Raw genomic sequence first — 24,957 nt, 5'->3', positions numbered from 1 at the left:
AAAACACTTCATTGAATGGAATCATTCGCCTTTTTGAATTTTTTCAATGATTTTATTGAGTTCATCTTGTTTTTCGTAAAACATCTTATCAATATTTTCTTTGACATGTTTAGCGCTATCTTCCATTAAATGCACTTTATGTTCTAGGTATTTTGAATCGGTAATGTGGTCTTCTTGAACGGCTTTAACCAAATCATTAGCTTCAGCATGCACGCTCGCATGGTGGCTTTCTAAAGCTCTATAGCCTGAAGTGTTGGAAAAATTCTCTTTGCCCGCGCCCTCATAATACCATTTGCCTAAACGGCAATTCTTATGGCTGGTAATATCAAAGGAATTGAGGCCAAAAACCATGCCATAAAGATTGTTTTTAAAGACCACATGATCCAATTTAGCCAGACCGCAAAACACCCGGTTATTGACATTGTAGATGGTGTATTTTGCCGCTTGCGCAACAATCATGTTATTTTTCACGGTGGATTTAAGCTCTTCCACATCGCCCTTAATAGAACCTACAATAGAATTAATATCGTGGGTGTTGGTTTGAATATCGTTCGCTTCTTGTTGCATGCTTTTAACCACGACAGCGATTTCTTTAGTGGCTTTTTGGGTTTTTTCAGCGAGTTTTCTCACCTCATCAGCCACCACCGCAAACCCTCTCCCATGCTCGCCCGCTCGTGCGGCCTCAATAGCGGCGTTTAGGGCTAAGAGATTGGTTTGTTCTGCAATATCATCAATCAAAGAAATGACTTGAGTGATTTCATTGCTCCGTTGGTTGAGGGAGTCCGCTAACGAAGTGGCGTTTTGCATCTTTTCATAAAGCGATTCAATGTCTTGACCTGTTTTATTAACGGTCTCTAATCCTTCAGTAGAATGCGCTTCGCCATTTTTAGCCGCATTTAAAAGAGCACCGGTTTCTTGATGGAAATACTGCATGCTTTCTTGCGCGTTCTCTAAGCCCTCTTTTAAGCTCGCGCAAAAAGTCTTAAACAAATCATTTTTATGGTATTCCCCCACACCCCCTGTTTTTTTGGCTAGGGAAAAATACTGCACGCCATCAATATTTTGGCTTTTTAAAGAATAAGAAACCCCTTGCAAATTAACGCTCTCTGCGTTTTCTTTAAAATGAACGCTTTGTTCTTCTAAATTGTTTAAACTTGCAAGATTCCCGCTTTTAAAAACGACTTTATTGTTTTTAATACCTACAAAACCCTCATGCAAGCACAAATTTAAAAGGCTTTGATAGAGATTGACTTCCTTTTTTAACTCCGTAATTTCAGAATCTTTTTGACTGATTTGAAGCTGTAACTGCTTATTCCCAAACATGGTGGCATTCCTTATTTAAATTTGAATCTTTTGAAATTATACCCAAAATTACCAAACAATTTAAGCGCTCGTTAGTATTGTTGTTTCAAAAACAATTCGTAAAATAAGCCCTGTTTCTTTATAAGGGTTTCAAAGTTGCCCTGTTCTATAAGTTTGCCTTTGTCTAACACAATAATTTCATCAGCCTGTTTGACGCTACCCATGCGGTGTGTAATGATTAAAGCAATCTTAGATTGCGATTTTTTAAAAATAAAATCCAAAAACTCTTTTTCTATAATGGGATCAATAGCGCTACTTGGCTCATCTAAAACAACACAGTGATTTGGTTTTAAAAAGGCTCTTATAGTGGCTATGCGTTGCTTTTGACCCAGAGAAAAATCTATCCCATTATACTGTGTTCCGAATAATGCGTTGCTATAATCATTAAGACAATTTTGAAAATTTTCATCAAAAGATTTTAGCATTTCTCTCTTTTGCTTTAATTGCTCTCTTGTGGGGTTATTTTGCATGAAAAGATTATCATTAATGCTATACCCAGCATAAAGAGAAAAATCTTGGAATACAGCGCTCATTTGTCGGTGGTAGCTGTTTAGCTCTAAATCCTGTAACGAGTATTTGTTATTGATAATAATTTGACCTGAATTTGGGATATAAAAACCTAACAATAGTTTAATCAGCGTGGTTTTTCCGCTAGCATTCCTACCGACTAATGCATAAATTTTGTTAGTGCTTAAAGAAAGATTAAAGTTTTCAAAAATAAGTTTTGAATTAGGATAAGAGAAACTAATATTTTCAAATGTAATGCTATGGATTTTTTCTTCTAATTTGATTTGTGTTTCTGGTTTTGGCATTTTGTAATCTAAAATACAGAAATAATTTTCAAAGTATTTATTGATAGTAAAAAACCACTTTCCATAAAATGATAAATCTTGTAGTTGCTGTTGGGTAGAGCTAAATGCTTGGATATACCCAGCAATTGCTCCCACACCAATTAATTTTGAAAGGATAATAAAAACCATTAGAAAAAATAGTGCGATACTTAGAGTGGTGATTAAAATATCAGCATATATGGTAAGCATTAAGTTTTTTTGGGCGATTTTCACAAAATGATTGATATATAATTCTTTGTTTTCAATAAATTTATGATGAAAATTTAGCATGAAGTTAAATAATAGGTTGTCCTTGTTCTTTTGGTTATCTAGTCCAGAGTATAGGTAATTTTGCATGCTCTCTTTTTGGTCTTGAAGTTTATCTATGGAAGCACTATGTTTTTTTGCTATATGATTAGTGATAAACATGCAAGGAACTGTTGCAAAAATTATTATAAAGGGTAGATAAATACTAATAGAAAATAATATACCCAATAGACTAATAAGCCCTATAATGCGTTGCAAGTTAAAAAATAGATTACTGACATAATTTAGGGGACGGATGTGTAGACCGTTATGGATAGCGTTAAGCTTAATAGTGTGATCTTTGTTTTCAAAAAAATTTAGTTTTTTAACTTTTGTGAGTTTATTAGCAAGCTGAGTGATGATGTTTATAGAAAATTGTTGCCGACAAACAGCACTATAATTGACGCCAACACAACACATTTTGGTGAGCTTTTATAGAGTAAAACAAAAGTCCTTAGAGGAATGCTTTTTATCGTATCCATCGGTGTCTGAATTCAATAATCAAATTTTCTTTATCATAACCCATTTTCATGCCCCTAATTTTATTTTTAAAAAATAAAGCCCTTTAAAATTTCAAACTTTAACCGATAGTAGTTCTAACCAAAAGCAAGGATGCCTTTGGGTTTTTTATAACAAGGAGTTACAACAATGGCTTTTCAGGTCAATACAAATATCAATGCGATGAATGCGCATGTGCAATCCGCACTTACTCAAAATGCACTTAAAACTTCATTGGAGCGATTGAGTTCAGGTTTAAGGATTAATAAAGCGGCTGATGACGCATCAGGCATGACGGTGGCGGATTCTTTGCGTTCACAAGCGAGCAGTTTGGGTCAAGCGATTGCCAACACGAATGACGGCATGGGGATTATCCAAGTTGCGGATAAGGCTATGGATGAGCAGTTGAAAATCTTAGACACCGTTAAGGTTAAAGCGACTCAAGCGGCTCAAGACGGGCAAACTACTGAATCTCGTAAGGCGATTCAATCTGACATCGTTCGTTTGATTCAAGGTTTAGACAATATCGGTAACACGACTACTTATAACGGGCAAGCGTTATTGTCTGGTCAATTCACTAACAAAGAATTCCAAGTAGGGGCTTATTCTAACCAAAGTATTAAGGCTTCTATCGGCTCTACCACTTCCGATAAAATCGGTCAGGTTCGTATCGCTACAGGCGCGTTAATCACGGCTTCTGGGGATATTAGCTTGACTTTCAAACAAGTGGATGGCGTGAATGATGTAACTTTAGAGAGCGTAAAAGTCTCTAGTTCAGCAGGCACAGGGATTGGCGTGTTAGCAGAAGTGATTAACAAGAACTCTAACCGAACAGGGGTTAAAGCTTATGCGAGCGTTATCACCACGAGCGATGTGGCGGTCCAATCAGGAAGTTTGAGTAATTTAACCTTAAATGGGATTCATTTGGGTAATATCGCAGATATTAAGAAAAATGACTCAGACGGAAGGTTAGTCGCAGCGATCAATGCGGTTACTTCAGAAACCGGTGTAGAAGCTTATACGGATCAAAAAGGGCGCTTGAATTTGCGCAGTATAGATGGTCGTGGGATTGAAATCAAAACCGACAGCGTCAGTAATGGGCCTAGCGCTTTAACGATGGTTAATGGCGGTCAGGATTTAACAAAAGGCTCTACTAACTACGGGCGGCTTTCTCTCACACGCTTAGATGCTAAGAGCATCAATGTGGTTTCGGCTTCTGACTCGCAACATTTAGGCTTCACAGCGATTGGTTTTGGGGAATCTCAAGTGGCAGAAACCACGGTGAATTTGCGCGATGTTACCGGGAATTTTAACGCTAATGTCAAATCAGCCAGTGGCGCGAACTATAACGCCGTCATTGCTAGCGGTAACCAAAGCTTGGGATCTGGGGTAACTACCTTAAGAGGCGCGATGGTGGTGATTGATATTGCCGAATCAGCGATGAAAATGTTGGATAAAGTCCGCTCTGATTTAGGTTCTGTGCAAAATCAAATGATTAGCACCGTGAATAACATCAGCATCACTCAAGTGAATGTTAAAGCGGCTGAATCTCAAATCAGGGATGTGGATTTCGCTGAAGAGAGTGCGAATTTCAACAAAAACAACATTTTGGCGCAATCAGGTAGCTATGCGATGAGTCAAGCCAATACCGTTCAACAAAATATCTTAAGGCTTTTAACTTAGTTTTAAGAAAGGTGTTTGTATGGGGCTAACGCTTTAAGCGTTGGCTTTTCGCTTTAATTTTTACTTCTTTTTTAATAAAATACTCTTTTTGATTCTTTCTTATCATAGGCGGTTATTGTGTTAGATAGTTTTGAGATTTTAAAGGCTTTAAAGAGTTTGGATTTATTGAAAAACGCCCCTGCTTGGTGGTGGCCTAACGCTTTGAAATTTGAAGCTCTATTAGGGGCGGTTTTAACGCAAAACACTAAATTTGAATCCGTTTTGAAATCTTTAGAAAATCTAAAAAACGCTTTCATTTTAGAAAATGATGATGAAATCAATCTTAAAAAAATCGCTTATATAGAGTTTTTAAAGCTTGCAGAGTGTGTCCGCCCTAGCGGGTTTTATAACCAAAAAGCCAAACGACTGATTGATTTGAGCGAGAATATTTTAAAAGACTTTCAAAGTTTTGAAAATTTTAAACAAGAAGTTACTAGGGAGTGGCTTTTAGACCAAAAGGGCATTGGCAAAGAAAGCGCGGATGCGATTTTATGCTATGTGTGCGCTAAAGAAGTGATGGTGGTGGATAAATACAGCTATCTTTTTTTAAAAAAATTAGGCATAGAGATAGAAGATTATGACGAATTGCAACATTTTTTTGAAAAAGGCGTTCAAGAGAATTTAAAAGCCGCCTTAGCGCTTTATGAAAACACCATTCCTTTAGCGCAACTTTATGCGAGATTCCATGGAAAGATTGTAGAATTTTCCAAACAAAAATTGGAATTAAAGCTTTGATTTTTAGATTTTTCTTAATCTTAAGCCTTTTAAAAGGCGTTTTACTGGCCAAAAAGAATTGGAATTTTTTCAAACCTTTAGAGCCTACTAAAAAATATTTTGGCTCTTTTAAAATCGGCTATCTGTATCAGCATGCAGAGACGACTAAAAGATCCCCTATCCGCCCTAAAAACCGCCCTCCTATTTTAATGGATAAAATTTACCATGACGCTTCTTTAGGCTTTCAAGCAGGATATATTTTAAAAAAGAAAGCTTTATTAGGGGGGTATTTGGATGCAGGAATGGGCGATTCGTATTTCATGAGCGCTGGGCTAGTCGCTGGGGTTAGGCTTTTTAAGGGGTGGGTTATCCCTAAAATCGCCTTAGGCTATCAGCTCCAAATTTTAGGGGCTAAGATTGATAAGTATCAATTCAATATCCAATCAGCGGTGGGGAGTGTGGGCTTGTTTTTCAATGCGGCTAAAAATTTTGGCTTGAGCATAGAAGCAAGGGGTGGTATCCCTTTTTATTTTATCCAAAGCAAATTTTCTAAAGCTTTTGGCACGCCACGATTGAATATCTATTCTATTGGTATCACATTCACCTTTTATGATTTTACTAGATTTTTAGGGTAAAATATTCATTTTAAAAATTAACTATAGAGTATAAAAACCATAGTCAGACAAACCTTTAAGGATTTATGATGATTTTCATTGATGCATGTTTTAGAAAAGAAACACCCTATACGCCCATTTGGATGATGAGACAAGCGGGGCGTTACCTTAGCGAATACCAAGAGAGCCGTAAAAAAGCGGGGAGTTTCTTGGAATTGTGTAAAAATAGCGATTTAGCCACAGAAGTTACCTTACAGCCAGTAGAGATTTTAGGCGTGGATGCGGCTATTTTGTTTAGCGATATTTTAGTAGTGCCTTTGGAAATGGGCTTGAATTTGGAGTTTATTCCCAAAAAGGGGCCGCATTTTTTAGAAACTATTACGGATTTAAAAAGCGTGGAAAGCCTAAAAGTAGGGGCTTATAAACAACTGAATTATGTCTATGATACGATTTCTCAAACGCGCCAAAAGCTTTCTAAAGAAAAAGCGTTAATCGGTTTTTGCGGATCGCCTTGGACTTTAGCGACTTACATGATAGAAGGCGAAGGGAGCAAATCGTATGCTAAAAGCAAGAAAATGCTCTATAGCGAGCCTGAAGTTTTAAAAGCGCTTTTAGAAAAATTAAGCCTTGAATTGATAGAGTATTTGAGCCTTCAAATCCAAGCAGGGGTCAATGCGGTGATGATCTTTGACTCATGGGCTAGCGCTTTAGAAAAAGAAGCGTATTTGAAATTCAGTTGGGATTATTTGAAAAAAATCTCTAAAGAGCTTAAAAAACGCTATACGCATATCCCGGTTATCCTTTTCCCTAAAGGGATTGGCGCTTATTTGGATAGCATAGACGGGGAATTTGATGTGTTTGGCGTGGATTGGGGCACGCCTTTAGAGGTGGCAAAAAAGATTTTAGGCGATAAGTATGTTTTGCAAGGGAATTTAGAACCCACCCGCCTTTATGATAAAAACGCTTTAGAAGAAGGCGTTGAAAGGATTTTAAAAGTCATGGGCAATCAAGGGCATATTTTCAATTTAGGGCATGGGATGCTACCGGATTTACCCAGAGAAAACGCAAAATATTTAGTGCAATTAGTGCATGCTAAAACCAGACGATAGGGGGATTGATGAACACTATTATAAGATATGCGAGTTTATGGGGCTTGTGTGCAGCTTTAACTCTAGCCCAAACCCCCTCTAAAACCCCCGATGAAATCAAGCAAATCCTTAACAATTACAGCCACAAGAATTTAAAGCTCATTGATCCACCGACAAGTTCTTTAGAAGCAACACCGAGTTTTTTATCCTCGCCTAAAGAAACAGCGACCACGATCAATCAAGAGATCGCTAAATACCATGAAAAAAGCGATAAAGCCGCTTTGGGGCTTTATGAATTGCTAAAAGGGGCTACCACTAATCTTAGTTTGCAAGCGCAAGAACTCAGTGTCAAGCAAGCGATGAAGAACCACACCATCGCCAAAGCGATGTTTTTGCCCACTTTGAACGCGAGTTATAATTTTAAAAATGAAGCTAGGGATACTCCAGAATATAAGCATTATAACACCCAACAACTCCAAGCTCAAGTCACATTGAATGTGTTTAATGGTTTTAGCAATGTGAATAATGTCAAAGAAAAGTCTGCGACTTACCGATCCACTGTGGCTAATTTAGAGTATAGCCGCCAAAGCGTGTATTTGCAAGTGGTGCAACAATATTATGAGTATTTTAATAATTTAGCTCGCATGATCGCTTTGCAAAAGAAATTAGAGCAAATCAAAACGGACATTAAAAGGGTTACCAAGCTCTATGACAAAGGGCTGACCACGATTGATGATTTGCAAAGCTTAAAAGCGCAAGGGAATTTGAGCGAATACGATATTTTAGACATGCAATTTGCTTTGGAGCAAAACCGCTTGACTTTAGAATACCTCACCAATCTCAGTGTGAAAAATTTGAAAAAGACTACGATTGATGCGCCTAATTTGCAATTAAGAGAAAGGCAGGATTTGGTTTCTTTAAGGGAGCAGATTTCTGCACTCAGATACCAAAACAAGCAACTCAATTATTACCCCAAGATAGATGTGTTTGACTCATGGCTTTTTTGGATCCAAAAACCCGCTTATGCCACAGGGCGTTTTGGGAATTTCTACCCCGGTCAGCAAAATACGGCTGGGGTTACTGCGACTTTGAATATTTTTGATGATATAGGCTTGAGCTTGCAAAAACAATCCATCATGTTAGGCCAATTAGCGAATGAAAAGAATTTAGCGTATAAAAAATTGGAGCAAGAAAAAGACGAACAGCTTTATAGAAAATCGCTTGATATTGCCAGAGCTAAGATTGAATCTTCCAAGGCTAGTTTGGATGCGGCTAATCTTTCTTTTGCCAATATTAAAAGGAAATACGACGCTAATTTAGTGGATTTCACCACTTATTTAAGGGGCTTAACCACGCGCTTTGATGCAGAAGTGGCTTACAATTTAGCGCTCAACAATTATGAAGTGCAAAAAGCCAATTACATTTTCAACAGCGGGCATAAAATAGACGACTATGTGCATTAAGGGAATGAAAATGATACGAAAAATTTTAATAGGACTTTTTTTGAGTTTTTTAAGCATGGAAGCTGGCGAAAGAGTGTATGCGATTTTCAATGTGAAAGCGATGCAAGATTCCAAACTCACCTTAGACAGCACAGGGATTGTGGATAGCATTAAGGTTACTGAGGGGAGCGTGGTCAAAAAGGGCGATGTTTTGTTGCTTTTGTATAATCAAGACAAACAGGCTCAAAGCGATTCCACCGAGCAACAACTCATTTTCGCTAAAAAGCAATACCAACGATACAGCAAAATTGGGGGCGCTGTGGATAAAAACACTCTAGAGGGTTATGAGTTCACTTACAGGCGCTTGGAATCGGATTACGCTTATTCTATTGCGGTATTGAATAAAACCATTTTAAGAGCCCCTTTTGATGGCGTGATAGCGAGTAAAAACATTCAAGTGGGCGAAGGGGTGAGCGCGAATAACACGGTGTTATTGAGATTAGTCAGCCATGCTAGGAAATTGGTTATTGAATTTGATTCTAAATATATTAATGCGGTCAAAGTGGGGGATACTTACACTTATTCTATAGACGGAGATTCCAATCAGCATGAAGCTAAAATCACTAAGATTTACCCCACGGTTGATGAAAACACCAGAAAAGTGAGTGCTGAAGCCCTTTTGTCTAAGCCTATGGCAGTGGGGCTTTTTGGCGATGGGTTTATTCAAACGAAATAATAGGATATTTTGATGTATAAAACAGCGATTAATCGTCCTATTACGACCTTGATGTTTGCTTTGGCGATTGTCTTTTTTGGGACTATGGGTTTTAAAAAATTGAGCGTGGCGCTTTTCCCTAAAATTGATTTGCCTACAGTGGTGGTTACTACGACTTATCCTGGGGCTAGCGCTGAAATCATAGAGAGTAAGGTAACCGATAAGATTGAAGAAGCGGTGATGGGGATTGATGGGATCAAAAAGGTTACTTCTACGAGTTCTAAAAATGTGAGTATCGTCGTCATTGAATTTGAATTAGAAAAACCTAATGAAGAAGCCTTAAACGATGTGGTTAATAAAATTTCTTCGGTGCGTTTTGATGACTCCAACATTAAAAAACCCTCTATCAATAAATTTGATACCGACAGCCAAGCCATTATTTCGTTATTCGTGAGCAGTTCAAGCGTGCCGGCTACAACCCTTAATGATTACGCTAAAAACACCATTAAACCCATGCTCCAAAAAATCAATGGGGTAGGGGGCGTGCAGCTCAACGGCTTTAGGGAGCGCCAGATTAGGATTTATGCCGATCCCACTTTGATGAATAAATACAACCTGACTTATGCGGATCTTTTCAGCACGCTTAAAGCGGAGAATGTGGAAATTGATGGGGGGCGCATTGTCAATAGCCAAAGGGAATTGTCTATTTTGATTAATGCGAATAGTTATAGCGTTGCGGATGTAGAAAAGATCCAAGTGGGTAATCATGTGCGTCTTGGCGATATTGCAAAGATTGAAATCGGCTTGGAAGAAGACAACACTTTTGCGAGCTTTAAAGACAAACCCGGTGTGATTTTAGAAATCCAAAAGATTGCCGGAGCGAATGAAATTGAAATCGTAGATAGGGTGTATGAAGCTTTAAAACACATTCAAGCCATTAGCCCTAGCTATGAAATCAGACCCTTTTTAGACACCACGAGCTATATCCGCACCTCTATTGAAGACGTGAAATTTGACCTAGTCTTAGGGGCGATTTTAGCGGTTTTAGTGGTGTTTGCGTTCTTGCGTAACGGCACGATCACCCTTGTTTCAGCGATCTCTATCCCTATTTCTATCATGGGGACTTTTGCACTCATTCAATGGATGGGCTTTTCATTAAACATGCTCACCATGGTGGCTTTAACGCTAGCGATAGGGATTATCATTGATGATGCGATCGTGGTGATTGAAAACATCCATAAAAAGCTAGAAATGGGCATGAGTAAACGAAAAGCAAGCTATGAGGGGGTGAGGGAGATTGGCTTTGCTCTAGTAGCGATTTCAGCGATGCTGCTCTCTGTTTTTGTGCCTATAGGGAACATGAAAGGCATTATCGGGCGCTTTTTTCAAAGTTTTGGGATCACGGTGGCTTTAGCGATCGCTTTATCGTATGTGGTGGTCGTTACGATTATCCCCATGGTAAGCTCAGTGGTGGTCAATCCCAGGCATTCTCGTTTTTATGTGTGGAGTGAGCCTTTTTTTAAAGCTTTAGAGTCTCGTTATACCAGATTGCTCCAATGGGTATTAAACCACAAGCTTATTATCTTTATAGCGGTGGTTTTGGTGTTTGTGGGTTCGCTTTTTGTGGCTTCTAAGCTCGGCATGGATTTCATGCTGAAAGAAGATAGGGGGAGGTTTTTAGTGTGGCTTAAGGCTAAACCGGGCGTGAGCATAGATTACATGACACAAAAGAGTAAGATCTTTCAAAAAGCGATTGAAAAACATGCTGAAGTGGAATTCACCACCTTGCAAGTGGGTTATGGCACCACGCAAAACCCTTTTAAGGCTAAGATTTTTGTGCAGCTCAAGCCTTTAAAAGAGCGCAAAAAAGAACACCAATTGGGGCAATTTGAGTTGATGAGCGTTTTAAGGAAAGAGTTGAGAAGCTTGCCTGAAGCTAAAGGTTTAGATACTATTAATCTTTCTGAAGTTGCTCTTATAGGGGGCGGTGGGGATAGTTCGCCCTTTCAAACCTTTGTGTTCTCCCATTCTCAAGAAGCGGTGGATAAAAGCGTGGCGAATTTGAGAAAATTCTTATTAGAAAGCCCTGAATTAAAAGGCAAGGTTGAAAGCTACCATACAAGCACGAGCGAATCGCAACCGCAATTGCAACTCAAAATCTTAAGACAAAACGCTAACAAATACGGCGTGAGCGCTCAAACCATTGGATCAGTGGTGAGCTCTGCTTTCTCTGGGACTTCTCAAGCGAGCGTGTTCAAAGAAGATGGCAAAGAATACGACATGATCATTAGAGTGCCTGATGACAAGCGCGTTTCTGTAGAAGACATTAAACGCTTGCAAGTGCGTAACAAATACGATAAATTGATGTTTTTAGACGCTTTAGTGGAAATCACAGAAACTAAAAGCCCGTCTAGTATTTCTCGCTACAACCGCCAACGCAGCGTTACGGTGCTTGCTGAGCCTAATAGGAATGCGGGCGTTTCTTTAGGCGAGATTTTAACGCAAGTGAGTAAAAACACTAAAGAATGGCTGGTTGAAGGGGCGAATTACAGATTCACCGGAGAAGCGGATAACGCCAAAGAGAGCAATGGGGAGTTTTTAGTCGCTTTAGCGACAGCGTTTGTGTTGATTTATATGATTTTAGCGGCGTTGTATGAGTCCATTTTAGAGCCTTTTATCATCATGGTTACCATGCCTTTAAGCTTTTCAGGGGCGTTTTTTGCTTTAGGTTTAGTGCACCAGCCTTTGAGCATGTTCTCTATGATAGGCTTGATCTTGCTCATTGGTATGGTGGGTAAAAACGCCACGCTTTTAATTGATGTGGCGAATGAAGAGCGTAAAAAAGGTTTGAATATCCAAGAAGCCATTTTATTTGCCGGCAAAACCCGTCTAAGACCGATTTTAATGACGACCATTGCGATGGTTTGTGGCATGCTGCCTTTAGCGTTGGCGAGTGGGGATGGAGCGGCGATGAAATCCCCTATAGGGATTGCGATGAGTGGGGGCTTAATGATTTCTATGGTGTTAAGCTTACTGATTGTGCCGGTGTTTTATCGTTTGCTCGCTCCCATAGACGACAAACTCAAGCGGTTTTATCAAAACCAAAAAACTTTAGAATGAAAAAAATCGTTCCGGTTTTGGCTTTATGGGTGGGTTTGTTAGGGGCGTTTGAGCCTAAAAAAAGTCATATTTATTTTGGGGCTATGGTGGGTTTAGCCCCCATTGAAATAAAACCGGCTAGTGATTCTTCTTATACGGCTTTTTTATGGGGGGCTAAGGGGGGGTATCAATTCGCTTTTTTTAAAGCCTTAGCGTTAAGGGGTGAATTTTCCTACCTTATGGCGATCAAACCCACTGCATTGCACACGATTAACACTTCTTTATTGAGCTTAAATATGGATGTGTTGAGCGATTTTTACACTTACAAAAAATACAGCTTTGGGGTGTATGGGGGGCTTGGGATAGGGTATTTTTATCAAAGCAACCATTTAGGCATGAAAAATAGTTCGTTTATGGGTTATAACGGGCTAATTAATGTAGGGCTTGGCAGCACGATCGATCGCCACCACCGCATAGAGCTTGGGGCTAAAATCCCTTTTTCAAAGACTAGAAATTCTTTTAAAAATTCTTATTTTTTAGAGAGCGTTTTTATCCATGCGGCTTATAGTTATATGTTTTAAGAGAGGTATATTATAGAAAGTAACTGACTGATGGGTTTTATAATGAGATTGGTTACTAACATGTAAAAGGAGTTGTTTTGTTTTCTTTTAATTGATAGAATAATCTTTTTGTCGCAGATAGTGTTAAGAAATGTAATTATATAATGAAAGGGTTCAAAATATGACTTATAGAAATAGCAAAATAGATTTAAAGGAACGCTTTAGTAAAAACCGCTCTTTTAAGGGCATTAAAAAGAAAATCGCTAAAAAATATACAATCAAAAACTCGCCTTTGATAATTTATTCCTTAAAAACGCATTCAAATCTTTCTGCATCCTTTAACAAAAAAATCTTCTTAGGGCTAGGGTTCGTTTCAGCTTTGAGCGCTGAAGATTATAATAGTTCGGTGTATTGGCTCAATAGCGTGAATGAAAATAATAGCAACAAATCTTACTATGTCAGCCCTTTACGCACTTGGGCTGGGGGGAATAGGAGTTTCACGCAAAATTATAACAATAGTCAATTATACATAGGGACAAAAAACGCTTCCGCAACGCCTAATCATTCTTCTGTGTGGTTTGGGGAAAAGGGCTATGTAGGTTTTATTACAGGGGTTTTTAAGGCAAAAGACATTTTTATCACAGGGGCTGTTGGCTCAGGTAATGAGTGGAAAACCGGTGGGGGGGCGATACTGGTTTTTGAAAGCTCAAACGAACTAACCACTAACGGGGCTTATTTTCAAAATAACAGAGCTGGGACACAAACTTCTTGGATCAATTTGATTTCCAACAATAGCGTGCATTTGACAAACACGGATTTTGGCAACCAAACCCCTAATGGGGGCTTTAATGCTATGGGGCGAAAGATCACTTATAATGGCGGGATCGTCAATGGCGGGAATTTTGGCTTTGATAATGTGGATAGCAACGGCACAACCACCATTAGCGGGGTAACTTTCAACAATAACGGCGCGCTCACTTATAAGGGTGGGAATGGTATTGGGGGGAGCATCACCTTCACTAACTCTAATATCAATCATTATAAACTCAATCTTAACGCCAATAGCGTTACCTTTAATAACAGCACTCTGGGGAGCATGCCTAATGGCAACGCTAGCACCATAGGGAATGCCTATATTCTTAATGCAAATAATATTACCTTTAATAATTTGACTTTTAATGGGGGTTGGTTTGTTTTTAATAGATCTGATGCTCATGTTCATTTTCAAGGCACAACCACGATCAACAACCCCACTTCACCCTTTTTGAATATGACCGGTAAGGTGAATATTAACGCTAACGCATTTTTTAACATTCAAAATTACACGCCTAGCATAGGGAGCACTTACACGCTCTTTAGCATGAAAAATGGCTCTATCGCTTATAATGATGTGGATAATTTATGGAATATCATCAGGCTTAAAAACACGCAAGCCACAAAGGACAACAGCAAAAACGCCACTTCTAATAACAACACCCACACTTACTATGTAACCTACAATTTAGGCGGCACGCTCTATAATTTCAGACAAATTTTTAGCCCTAATTCTATTGTTTTACAATCCGTCTATTATGGCGCGAACAATATTTATTACACCAATAGCGTGAATATCCATGACAATGTCTTTAATTTAAAAAATATTAACGATGATAGGGCTGATACGATTTTCTATCTCAACGGCTTGAACACTTGGAATTACACTAATGCGAGATTCACTCAAACCTATGGCGGGAAAAACAGCGCTTTAGTCTTTAACGCTACGACCCCTTGGGCTAATGGCGCAATCCCTAAATCTAACAGCACGGTGCGTTTTGGGGGGTATGAGGGGGTTAATTGGGGGAAAACGGGCTATATTACTGGCACTTTCACAGCCGATAGGGTTTATATCACCGGTAACATGATGTCTGGGAATGGCGCTCAAACCGGTGGGGGGGCGACTTTGAATTTTGTGGGCGCGACTGAAATTAATATCGCTGGGGCTGATTTTAAAAACCTAAAAACCACTTCACAAAACTCTTACATGACTTTTATCGCCTTAGGGGATAGTTCTGGGAGTGGTAAGATCAATGTTTCTCAGTCTGATTTTTACGATTGGACGGGTGGGGGGTATGATTTTACCGGTAATGGCGTTTTTGATAGCGTGAATTTCAACAAGGCTTATTACAAATTTCAAGGCGCTGAAAATTCTTACCATTTTAAAAACACGAACTTTTTAGCAGGGAATTTTAAGTTTCAAGGCAAGACCACCATTGAAAAATCCGTTTTAAACGACGCTTCTTATTCTTTTGATGGCATAAATAACGCCTTTACTGAAGACAAGTTTAATGGCGGCTCGTTTAATTTTAGTCATGCAGAGCAAACAAACGCTTTTAATAACAACTCGTTTAATGGCGGATCGTTTAGTTTTAACGCTAAGCAAGTGGATTTTAGTGGGAACTCGTTCAATGGGGGGGTGTTTAATTTCAATAATACCCCTAAAGTCAGTTTTACTGATGACACTTTCAATGTGAATAACCAATTCAAAATAAATGGCACTCAAACGGATTTTACTTTCAATAAGGGCGTTGTTTTCAACATGCAAGGGCTTTTAAGCAGCCTAAGCGTAGGCACGACTTATCAATTGCTTAACGCTAAAAGTGTGGATTATAAGGATAATAACGCTTTGTATCAAATGCTGCGCTGGATTAGTGGGGAAAACCCTAGCGGCACGCTAGTAAATAAGGATCAATCCACGCCAAACAATACTAAAATTTATAATGTCCAATTCACCGATAACGGCTTGACTTACTACATCAAAGAAAATTTTAATAATGGGATCACGCTCACTCGTTTATGCACTCTAGGGTATACGCATTGCGTGAATATCCATAATGAGGTATTTCATCTTAAAAATATCAATAATAACGCCAGTAACACCGTGTTCTATCTCAATGGCATGACGACTTGGAAGATCGCTGGCACAGGCGTTTTCACGCAAGATTATAGCGGCGCTAACAGCGTTTTAGTGTTCAATCAGACCACCCCTTTTCTTGCTGGGGCGAATCCCACTTCTAATAGCGTGGTGGGTTTTGGGAAAACTTCAGGGGCTGAATGGGGGCTAGTGGGCTATATTCAAGGCGTTTTTAAAGCCAATCAAATTGATATTACCGGCACGATTCGCTCTGGTAATGGGGCTAAAACCGGTGGGGGCGCGACTTTAGTGTTTAATGCTGAAAAGCGTTTGAATATCGCTAACGCTCATTTGAATAACGATAAAGCCGGTTTGCAAAATTCATGGATGAATTTCATTGTTAATAATGGTAATTTGAATGCAACAAACGCAAATTTTAGCAACCAAACTCCGCATGGAGGCTTTAACCTTAAGGCCAATAACATTACTTGGGATAAAGGCTCTGTGAGTGGAGGGGGGAATTTTGGCGTGGATAACGCCAACGCTAATGGGAAAGCGGTGATTAAGAATGTTAATTTTAGCGATAACGGCACTTTGATTTATAAAGGGGGTGAAAACAGCGCCGGAAATTCCCTAACCCTAGAAAACAACACTTTCAATTCCTATAACATCAACGCAAAAGTGCAAAATCTAATTTTTAACAACAACTCGTTTAATGGCGGTAGCTATTCGTTTAATGACACTAAAAACACCACCTTTAAGGGCACAAACACGCTCATTAATAGCGATCCTTTCAGCCGTCTTCAAGGATCAATCGCTATTGACAATAATAGTATCTTTAACATTGAAAGGGATTTGACCAACAACACCACTTACACGCTTTTAAGCGGAAATAACATTAAATATAACAATCAAATTTTAACGGATAGTGTTTTTTCAAAAAATTTGTGGAATTTGATCCATTATGGTGGTGAGAGAGGGACTTTATTAAGGGCGGAGAAAAACACTTATTTTGTGCAATTCACCCAAAGCAACGGCCAAAGATTTGTTTTTGAAGAGACTTTTAATCCGGGTTCTATCACCTATAAATATTTCACTATCCATTCTTCATCTTTTCACACAGATAATGATTCTAAGGATATTTGGAGTCAAGTGAGGAAGCAATTTGATTTCATTCCAGGAAAAACTCCTGTATGTGTTGGCGTGTGCTATATCGCGCCTTATAAAAATCAAGACCTTGTCGGCTCTAGCGCTTTTGCGTGGTCGCTGAACTTTGGGGCTACGGTGGTAGGGACTTTGCTTTTAGGGAGCGCTCAAGAAAAAGCCAATAACAATGGCGGCTCGATCTGGTTTGGTAAGAATAATTTGCTGTATTTGCATGGCAATTTCAACGCGACTAATATCTTTTTAACGAATAATTTTAATGTCGGCAACCCTAACGCTGGCGGTGGGGCGACGATTGATTTTAACGCTGATGAAACCTTGAGCGCTGACGGGTTGGATTACACGAATTTCCAAACCGTGGCTTTAGGCTTACAAACTAGCGCGAGCCAGCATTCATGGGCGAATTTTAATTCCAGGCTTTCTATGGAAATTAAAAACTCTAACTTTAGGGATTTCACATGGGGAGGCTTTAATTTTAACTCAGGGCGTATCGCTTTTGAAAACACCACTTTTAGCGGATGGACCAATATTAACGGAGCGACTGAGAGCGGCTCATCGTATGTTAATATGGTTGCGAATACGGATTTGATATTTTCTAATTCCATTTTAGGAGGGGGCATTCGCTATGATTTGAAGGCTAATAACATTATTTTCAATAACACTCAAATGGTGATTGATGTGTCTAAAAATGTGAATCAGTCTTCATTGAATGGGAATGTGACTTTCAATCATTCCAGGCTTTCAGTCAAACCCAACGCTGCTATTAATATTGGGGGGGATCAGACCCAAACGACTTTAGAAAACGCTTCAAGCCTTTCTTTTTATAACGATAGCGTAGCGAATTTTAACGGCGCAACCGCTTTTAACGGGGTTTCTTACTTGAATTTAAACCCTAACGCTCAAGTCAGCTTCAATCAAGCGAATTTCAATAACGCTAATGTAACCTTTTATGGCATTCCTTTATTTGGTAAAACGCCTGATTTTGGCAACTCTGCACGCCTGATTAATTTCAAAGGGGACGCAAAGTTTAATCAAACCACGCTCAATTTAAGGGCTAAAAATATCCATTTGAATTTCCAAGGGGCTTCCACTTTTGAAAATAACTCTACGATGAATTTGGCTGAAAGTTCTCAAGCGAGCTTTAACGCTCTTAGCGTAGAGGGGGAAACGAATTTCAACCTCAACGGCTCAAGCTTATTGAGTTTCAATGGCAACAGCGTTTTTAACGCCCCTGTGAGTTTTTATGCCAATAATTCTCAAATTTCTTTCACTAATTCGGCGACTTTTAATGCAGACGCTTCATTTGATTTGGGTAACAACAGCACCCTGAATTTTCAAAGCGTTCTTTTAAACAGCACTCTAAACCTTTTAGGCAATAGCGCTAACAATCTAGCGATTAATGCAAAAGGGAATTTTAGTTTTGGATCTAAAGGCGTTTTGAATCTGTCTAATGTGAATTTGTTTGATGCAAAAAACAAGCCCTTAGTTTATAATGTTTTACAAGCTCAGAACATTCAGGGTTTGATGGGGAATAACGGCTATGAAAAGATCCGTTTTTATGGCATACAGATTGACAAGGCTGATTACTCGTTTAATAACGGCATTCATTCGTGGAGTTTCACTAACCCGCTCAATACGACTGAAACGATTACCGAAACCTTGCATAACAACCGCTTGAAAGTGCAGATCTCTCAAAACGGCGTTTCTAATAATGCGATGTTCAATCTCGCTCCTAGCTTGTATGATTACCAAAAAAACCCTTATAATGAAACCGAGAATTCCTATAATCACACAAGCGATAAAGCCGGCACTTATTATTTGAGTAGCAATATCAAAGGCTTTAATCAAAACAATGAAACACCCGGGACTTATAATGCGCAAAACCAACCCTTACAAGCCTTACACATTTACAATCAGGCTATCACTAAGCAAGATTTGAGTGTGATCGCCAGTTTGGGTAAGGAGTTTTTGCCTAAAATGGCTAATCTTTTATCTTCAGGGGCTTTAGACAATCTCAATCTCAATAGCCCGAATAGTTTTGAAACTCTTTTTGGTATCTTTGAAAAATATGGTATCACTTTAACTCAAGCAAATTGGAAGAGCTTATTAAAGATTATCAATAATTTTTCCAACACGGCTAATTATCATTTCTCTCAAGGCAATCTCGTGGTAGGGGCGATCAAAGAGGGGCAAACGAACACTAAAAGCGTGGTGTGGTTTGGAGGCGATGGGTATAAAGAGCCATGCGTGGTTGGGGATAACACTTGCCAGATGTTTAGAGAGACTAATTTAGGGCAGTTGCTCCATTCTAGTGCGCCTTATTTGGGCTATATTAACGCTAATTTTAAGGCTAAAAACATTTACATTACCGGAACCATTGGCAGCGGGAACGCTTGGGGGAGTGGAGGGAGCGCGAATGTGTCTTTTGAAAGCGCGACAAATTTGGTGCTTAATCAAGCCAATATTGACGCTCAAGGGACTGATAAAATCTTTTCTTATCTAGGGCAAGGTGGCATTGAAAAGCTTTTTGGAGAAAAAGGTTTAGCGAATGCGCTTTCTAATATTATTTATGAAGAGAGCTTGAATGATAACGCTATCCCTAAAGATCTAGCCAACATGATCCCTAAAGATTTTGGATCTAAGACTTTAAGCTCTTTGTTTAGCCCTACTGAAGTGAATAACCTCTTAGGCGTGAGCGCTTTTAAAAACGCGATCATGGAAATTTTAAATTCTAAAACGGTGGGCGATGTTTTTGGTGAAAACGGGCTTTTAAACGCGCTAGATCCTATAAAAAGAAAAGAAATTGATCAAATGCTTTTAGAGCAAATCCAAGCCCATTCTTCAGGGTTTGAAAAATTCATCGTTAAAACTTTAGGGATTGAAAATGTAGAGAATTTCATCAATACTTGGTATGGCAAGCAAAGTTTGAGTTCTTTTGCCAATAATTTTGTGCCTGGAGGCTTGAATCAAGCCCTGGATAAAATAGGCTCTAACGCTAATTCTAAAGAATTGCAAGGCTTTTTAAAGCAAACGACTTTTGGGGATATTCTCAATCAAATGATCAATCAAGCCCCCCTAATCAATAAGCTCATTTCTTGGCTAGGCCCGCAGGATTTGAGCGTGTTAGTCAATATCGCTTTAAATAGCATCACTAACCCTAGTAAGGAATTATTGGGTGCGATTTCTGGCATGGGTCAGAAAGTGCTGAACGATTTGCTAGGCGAAGGCGTAGTGAATAAAATCATGAGCAATCAAGTCTTAGGGCAAATGATCAATAAAATCATTGCTGATAAGGGCTTTGGAGGCGTTTATCATCAAGGTTTGGGATCCATATTGCCTAAACCTTTACAAGATGAATTGAAGAAATTGGGCATGGGCTCTTTACTCAAACCTAAAGGCTTGCACAACCTCTGGCAAAAAGGGAATTTCAGTTTTGTGGCTAAAAACCATGTGTTTGTGAATAACAGCTCGTTTAGTAACGCCACAGGGGGGGAATTGAATTTTGTGGCGGGCAAGTCCATTATTTTTAACGGGAAAAACACCATTAATTTCACGCAATATCAGGGCAAGCTTTCTTTTGTATCTAAAGATTTTTCTAATATTTCCCTAGACACTTTAAACGCTACCAACGGCTTAACGCTTAACGCTTCTAAAAATGACATTAGCGTCCAAAAAGGGCAGATTTGCGTGAATGTTTTAGATTGCATGACCGCTAAAGGGAAAACCACTCAAACTAATTCTTCTTCAAGCGCGACAGCCCCAACTAATGAAACGCTAGAAGTGAATGCGAATAATTTCGCTTTCTTAGGCACCATTAAAGCGAATGGCTTGGTGGATTTTTCAAAAGTCTTACAAAATACCACGATCGGGACTTTGGATTTAGAGTCAAACGCTACTTTTAAAGCGAATAATTTGATCGTGAATAACGCTTTTAATAACAATTCTAATTACAGGGCTAATATCAGCGGTAATTTCAATGTGGCCAAGGGTGCAACTTTTAGCACGAATGAAAATGGTTTGGATGTGGGAGGGGATTTCAAGAGCGAAGGGTCATTAATCTTTAATCTTAATAACCCCACCCATCAAACGATTATTAATGTAACGGGTGCTTCTACGATCATGTCTTATAACAATCAGGCTTTAATCCATTTTAACACTCAAAAGCAAGGCACTTACACGCTTATAGACGCTAAACGCATGCTTTATGGTTATGACAATCAAATCATTCGTGGAGGGAGCTTGAGCGATTATCTCAAGCTTTACACCCTCATTGATTTTAACGGCAAACGCATGCAATTAAAGGGCGATTCACTAAGCTATGACAACCAACCGGTCAATATTAAAGATGGGGGTTCTGTGGTAAGCTTTAAAGACAATCAGGGGCAAATGGTGTATTCATCTATCCTTTATGATAAAGTTCAAGTTAGCGTCTCTGATAAACCCATGGATATTCAAGCCCCTAGTTTGGAGTATTATGTCAAATACATTCAAGGCAGTGCTGGTTTGAATGCGATCAAATCTGCGGGCAATAATTCCATTCTGTGGCTGAATGAGCTTTTTGTGGCTAAAGGGGGTAATCCCTTGTTCGCTCCTTATTATTTGCAAGACAATCCCACTGAACACATTGTTACTTTAATGAAAGATATTACCAGCGCTTTAGGCATGCTTTCTAAACCCAATCTTAAAAACAATTCCACCGATGTTTTACAGCTCAACACTTACACGCAACAAATGAGCCGTTTAGCCAAGCTTTCTAATTTCGCTTCCTTTGATTCAACGGATTTTAGCGAACGCTTGAGCAGCCTTAAAAACCAAAAATTTGCTGATGCAATCCCTAACGCGATGGATGTGATTTTAAAATACTCTCAAAGGGATAAACTAAAAAACAACCTTTGGGCAACCGGCGTTGGGGGCGTGAGCTTTGTGGAAAATGGCACAGGAACGCTCTATGGTGTCAATGTGGGCTATGACAGATTCATTAAGGGGGTGATTGTTGGAGGGTATGCGGCTTATGGGTATAGCGGGTTTTATGAACGCATCACTAGTTCTCGATCGAATAATGTGGACATGGGCTTGTATGCGAGGGCTTTCATTAAAAAGAGCGAGCTGACTTTTAGCGTCAATGAAACTTGGGGGGCTAATAAAACCCAAATCAACTCCAACGACACTTTACTCTCTATGATCAATCAGTCTTATAAATACAGCACATGGACGACGAACACGAGAGTCAATTACGGGTATGATTTCATGTTTAAAAATAAAAGCATCATTTTAAAACCTCAAATTGGTTTAAGGTATTACTATATTGGTATGAGCGGTTTAGAAGGGGTGATGCATAATGCGCTCTATAACCAGTTTAAAGCGAACGCCGATCCGTCTAAAAAATCCGTTTTAACAATTGATCTTGCTTTGGAGAACCGCCATTATTTCAACACAAACTCTTATTTTTATGCGATTGGCGGCGTTGGTAGGGATTTGCTTGTGAGATCTGTGGGAGATAAATTGGTGCGTTTCATTGGCAACAACACTTTGAGTTACAGAAAAGGTGAGCTTTATAACACCTTTGCGAGCATCACTACAGGCGGGGAAGTGAGGTTATTTAAAAGCTTTTATGCGAATGCTGGGGTGGGGGCTAGGTTTGGATTGGATTATAAAATGATCAACATTACCGGGAATATTGGAATGCGTTTAGCGTTTTAAAAGGTGGGGGCTTACCCCTTTTTTGAGCTATTAAATAAATCAATGGTGGGATTAAGGATTTAACGCATGCGTTCTTTTGGTGTTAGTAACATGCGATTAGCGCTTAGTAAAAATAAAATAATGCCACCAATAATGAAAAATGTTGAAGTTGCTAAAACCAGTATAGTATCAATCCCTTGAAAAGCTTTGATTAGAAGTTGATTAAGGTAGTAAAAAATAGATGTTTTGATAAATAATTGACCAATATTAGGTAGGTATTCTAAAGGAACAAAAACATTACAAGACATTAGCGCATAGAGATTGATGATATTACAAAATCCTAAGATACTTTGTTCGTTTTGAAAAATTCTAGCTACAAAAATGGCCAAGCAAAAACAAAACAATGCGCTTGAAAAAATACTGACAAACCCCAAAATAAGCGCTTTAAAATTAAGAATAGTGATGATATTGAGCGCATAAAAAGAGAGAATAATAAAGATAAAAACATATAGGATTACAATGATTAGTCTTGAAGCGATTAATGCTAGAGTTATTTGTTTGAAAGTTGCTGGTGATAGCATGTAGAACAAGAATATATTATGCGATTCTCAAGCTTGTTATAGCTTGAGTGAGACCAAAGATCGCGCTAGAAATAATAAGGAGTCCCATTAGACCTATAATATTATTAAAGTAAAAAATTTCAGTGGTATTTTTTGAAAAAACAAAAATTAGTAATAGAAGCATTAAAATAGGATAAATAAAAGTCCAAAATAACGCACTTGTATTGGTGAGATAAGATTTGATTTCAAGTTTTAGGATAGATAGAATTGCTCCCACTAAATATCCTTTAGTAATGCTAATAAGTCTTTTGTGGTTGGTTTTTCTTTAAAGTTACAAAGTTTTAGCTACAGATTTTAATATAGAATTTAAAGGTTTGTATTGAGCAATGTTGCCATTCTTAAGGAGCAATACCCATTCGCAACTATCTAAGACAATAGGATCATGAGTGGCGATGATACTTGTAAGTTGTTGGGTGTTGCGCAAGCTTATGAGATTTGATAGTCTTATAAGAGCGTTTTGTTCTAAACTAGTTTCTGGTTCATCCATAATAATTAATTGGGGGTGGTGGCTAAGAGCTAAGTCAATCTTTAAACGCTGTTTTTGTCCATCGCTTAGGTGTTCGTAGGTTTTATTCAAAAGATTTTTTTCAAATAGATTTGGAGTGCAGTTTTTGTGAAAAAATTGATAGAATTTAAAAAGGTCGTTTGCGTTTAATCCAGGTGGGTAGTTGAATAGGTTAGAGACAACTCCCAATTGTTTGCGTTGTGGTATAACATTGTCGTAGTATGGAATATTATTGTTTTGTGCTTTAAAATTATAGTCTGATCTAATGCCTAGAATAGTGTTGATAAGCGTTGATTTTCCAGCACCATTTGTGCCAATAATGGCTGTACTAGTATGATTTTTAAATGAAAAATCTTGTATATTTAAAGCGTTTTTAAACATGGTTTTTGGGCGTGTGCTGATGTTAGAAATCATAAAATCCCCTTATATAGGAATGATTTAAAATCCCATTTAAGGTTATTATATTCAAATGATGGTTTTATTGAGTGCAGTATTACTAAAAAATTAACTGATATTTGTTAAAACAAGCCAAAAGCGTTACTGATAGATACGATTTAAGCGAGTGAAACGATTTTAAAAAGCACTCCAAACTCTCAAAAATAAACAAAGCCAAAGCTTTGAATAAAAAGATCAATAACCTTAAAAAACCAAAGCAACGGAGCTTTTGATTTTTCATTATCAAAACCCTAAATACCCTCTTGTTTTTTGTCCGTTACTGGTTTATGGGTGTTTTAGCATATAAAATTCCAACGCTTTTTCAAAGAGGAGCGAGCGATTAGGAAAACCTTTCTCTTTCATGTATTCATCCACTTTAGCCATAAAACTGGGCGAAAGTAAAACGCTGTGATTGATTCTTCGCTCTTTACTTGTTTTTTCTTCGTATTCTATCTCTTCTATTTCGGCTAACAAACTCGGCGAGAGCGAAACGTTAAAACTGCTCTTTCGTTCGCTGCCCACTTTTATTTCTGCTTCTAACTCGGCTAATTCGGTTAGCAACCTTTTGCGTTTGGCTTGTAAAGCCTGAATGGTTGTGTGCGCTTTATGGTGTTCCATTATTACTCCTTAAAGTGTCTTTATTTTTTCGCATTCTACTATAAAATAGGATTTTGTGGGTAAATCCTATTAAGAATGAAAATTGGAATTTTTCTT

13 protein-coding genes and 2 pseudogenes are annotated in these 24,957 nt (G+C 38.5%); 9 read left to right on the top strand and 6 right to left on the bottom strand.

The window, feature by feature from the left end; genetic code table 11:
* Positions 1–21 precede the first annotated feature (21 nt).
* Both tlpD and G6069_RS01950 read right to left on the bottom strand, forming a co-directional pair.
* On the bottom strand, positions 22–1,323 hold the full coding sequence (tlpD, locus tag G6069_RS01955) for a chemotaxis chemoreceptor TlpD (RefSeq protein ID WP_197293213.1): 1,302 nt from the start codon (positions 1,321–1,323) through the stop codon (positions 22–24).
* 71 nt (positions 1,324–1,394) lie between these two features.
* On the bottom strand, positions 1,395–2,918 hold the full coding sequence (locus G6069_RS01950; protein ID WP_197293212.1) for an ATP-binding cassette domain-containing protein: 1,524 nt from the start codon (positions 2,916–2,918) through the stop codon (positions 1,395–1,397).
* 228 nt (positions 2,919–3,146) lie between these two features.
* Here G6069_RS01950 and G6069_RS01945 point away from each other — a divergent pair, with 228 nt between their 5' ends.
* The 9 genes from G6069_RS01945 (at position 3,147) to G6069_RS01905 (ending at position 22,704) form a co-directional block, all read left to right on the top strand.
* Entirely contained in the window at positions 3,147–4,679 is a 1,533-nt protein-coding gene (locus tag G6069_RS01945; RefSeq protein WP_000885496.1) for a flagellin A, read from the top strand.
* 117 nt (positions 4,680–4,796) lie between these two features.
* Positions 4,797–5,453, top strand: a complete 657-nt coding sequence (locus G6069_RS01940) for a 3-methyladenine DNA glycosylase (RefSeq protein WP_197293211.1) — start codon at positions 4,797–4,799, stop codon at positions 5,451–5,453.
* On the top strand, positions 5,450–6,067 hold the full coding sequence (locus G6069_RS01935; RefSeq protein ID WP_197293210.1) for a hypothetical protein: 618 nt from the start codon (positions 5,450–5,452) through the stop codon (positions 6,065–6,067). Before G6069_RS01940 ends, G6069_RS01935 begins: the two co-directional genes overlap by 4 nt.
* 68 nt (positions 6,068–6,135) lie before the next feature.
* On the top strand, positions 6,136–7,155 hold the full coding sequence (gene hemE, locus G6069_RS01930) for a uroporphyrinogen decarboxylase (protein WP_197293248.1): 1,020 nt from the start codon (positions 6,136–6,138) through the stop codon (positions 7,153–7,155).
* A gap of 8 nt (positions 7,156–7,163) precedes the next feature.
* The gene (gene hefA / locus G6069_RS01925) at positions 7,164–8,597 is read left to right on the top strand and encodes an efflux RND transporter outer membrane subunit HefA (RefSeq protein WP_079372991.1); all 1,434 of its coding nucleotides are present in this window, start codon (positions 7,164–7,166) and stop codon (positions 8,595–8,597) included.
* 10 nt (positions 8,598–8,607) lie between these two features.
* Positions 8,608–9,312, top strand: a complete 705-nt coding sequence (hefB, locus tag G6069_RS01920; protein WP_000619670.1) for an efflux RND transporter periplasmic adaptor subunit HefB — start codon at positions 8,608–8,610, stop codon at positions 9,310–9,312.
* Between the two features lie 12 nt (positions 9,313–9,324).
* Positions 9,325–12,411, top strand: a complete 3,087-nt coding sequence (gene hefC / locus G6069_RS01915; protein ID WP_197293209.1) for an efflux RND transporter permease subunit HefC — start codon at positions 9,325–9,327, stop codon at positions 12,409–12,411.
* On the top strand, positions 12,408–12,971 hold the full coding sequence (locus tag G6069_RS01910) for an outer membrane beta-barrel protein (protein WP_165518353.1): 564 nt from the start codon (positions 12,408–12,410) through the stop codon (positions 12,969–12,971). The genes hefC and G6069_RS01910 overlap by 4 nt, the downstream gene beginning before the upstream one ends.
* 160 nt (positions 12,972–13,131) lie before the next feature.
* Positions 13,132–22,704, top strand: coding sequence for a vacuolating cytotoxin domain-containing protein (locus G6069_RS01905; protein ID WP_197293208.1), 9,573 nt, complete (start codon positions 13,132–13,134; stop codon positions 22,702–22,704).
* A 59-nt stretch (positions 22,705–22,763) separates the two neighbouring features.
* Here the strand turns inward: G6069_RS01905 and G6069_RS01900 are convergent.
* The 4 genes and pseudogenes from G6069_RS01900 to G6069_RS01890 all read right to left on the bottom strand — a co-directional run bounded on the left by G6069_RS01900 (position 22,764) and on the right by G6069_RS01890 (position 24,861).
* Positions 22,764–23,520: pseudogene (locus G6069_RS01900) on the bottom strand (ABC transporter permease).
* Positions 23,520–24,222, bottom strand: a pseudogene (locus G6069_RS01895) (ATP-binding cassette domain-containing protein). Before G6069_RS01895 ends, G6069_RS01900 begins: the two co-directional pseudogenes overlap by 1 nt.
* A gap of 82 nt (positions 24,223–24,304) precedes the next feature.
* A complete protein-coding gene (locus G6069_RS07930; RefSeq protein ID WP_150199610.1) occupies positions 24,305–24,484 on the bottom strand; it encodes a hypothetical protein in 180 nt (59 codons plus the stop codon).
* Positions 24,485–24,528: 44 nt separating this feature from the next.
* A complete protein-coding gene (locus G6069_RS01890) occupies positions 24,529–24,861 on the bottom strand; it encodes a ribbon-helix-helix domain-containing protein (RefSeq protein WP_000399915.1) in 333 nt (110 codons plus the stop codon).
* Positions 24,862–24,957: the final 96 nt, after the last annotated feature.

The sequence above is a fragment of the Helicobacter pylori genome (genome assembly GCF_017594925.1).
Lineage (GTDB): Bacteria > Campylobacterota > Campylobacteria > Campylobacterales > Helicobacteraceae > Helicobacter > Helicobacter pylori_DP.
This window is presented reverse-complemented; position numbering and strand designations above follow the sequence as displayed.

Bases quoted from the DNA above. Each gene is read 5' to 3' on its own strand.
- tlpD (WP_197293213.1), bottom strand. From the start codon at position 1,323: ATGTTTGGGAATAAGCAGTTACAGCTTCAAATCAGTCAAAAAGATTCT.
- G6069_RS01950 (WP_197293212.1), bottom strand. From the start codon at position 2,918: ATGTGTTGTGTTGGCGTCAATTATAGTGCTGTTTGTCGGCAACAATTT.
- G6069_RS01945 (WP_000885496.1), top strand. From the start codon at position 3,147: ATGGCTTTTCAGGTCAATACAAATATCAATGCGATGAATGCGCATGTG.
- hemE (WP_197293248.1), top strand. From the start codon at position 6,136: ATGATTTTCATTGATGCATGTTTTAGAAAAGAAACACCCTATACGCCC.
- hefA (WP_079372991.1), top strand. From the start codon at position 7,164: ATGAACACTATTATAAGATATGCGAGTTTATGGGGCTTGTGTGCAGCT.
- hefB (WP_000619670.1), top strand. From the start codon at position 8,608: ATGATACGAAAAATTTTAATAGGACTTTTTTTGAGTTTTTTAAGCATG.
- hefC (WP_197293209.1), top strand. From the start codon at position 9,325: ATGTATAAAACAGCGATTAATCGTCCTATTACGACCTTGATGTTTGCT.
- G6069_RS01910 (WP_165518353.1), top strand. From the start codon at position 12,408: ATGAAAAAAATCGTTCCGGTTTTGGCTTTATGGGTGGGTTTGTTAGGG.
- G6069_RS01905 (WP_197293208.1), top strand. From the start codon at position 13,132: ATGACTTATAGAAATAGCAAAATAGATTTAAAGGAACGCTTTAGTAAA.
- G6069_RS07930 (WP_150199610.1), bottom strand. From the start codon at position 24,484: ATGAAAAATCAAAAGCTCCGTTGCTTTGGTTTTTTAAGGTTATTGATC.
- G6069_RS01890 (WP_000399915.1), bottom strand. From the start codon at position 24,861: ATGGAACACCATAAAGCGCACACAACCATTCAGGCTTTACAAGCCAAA.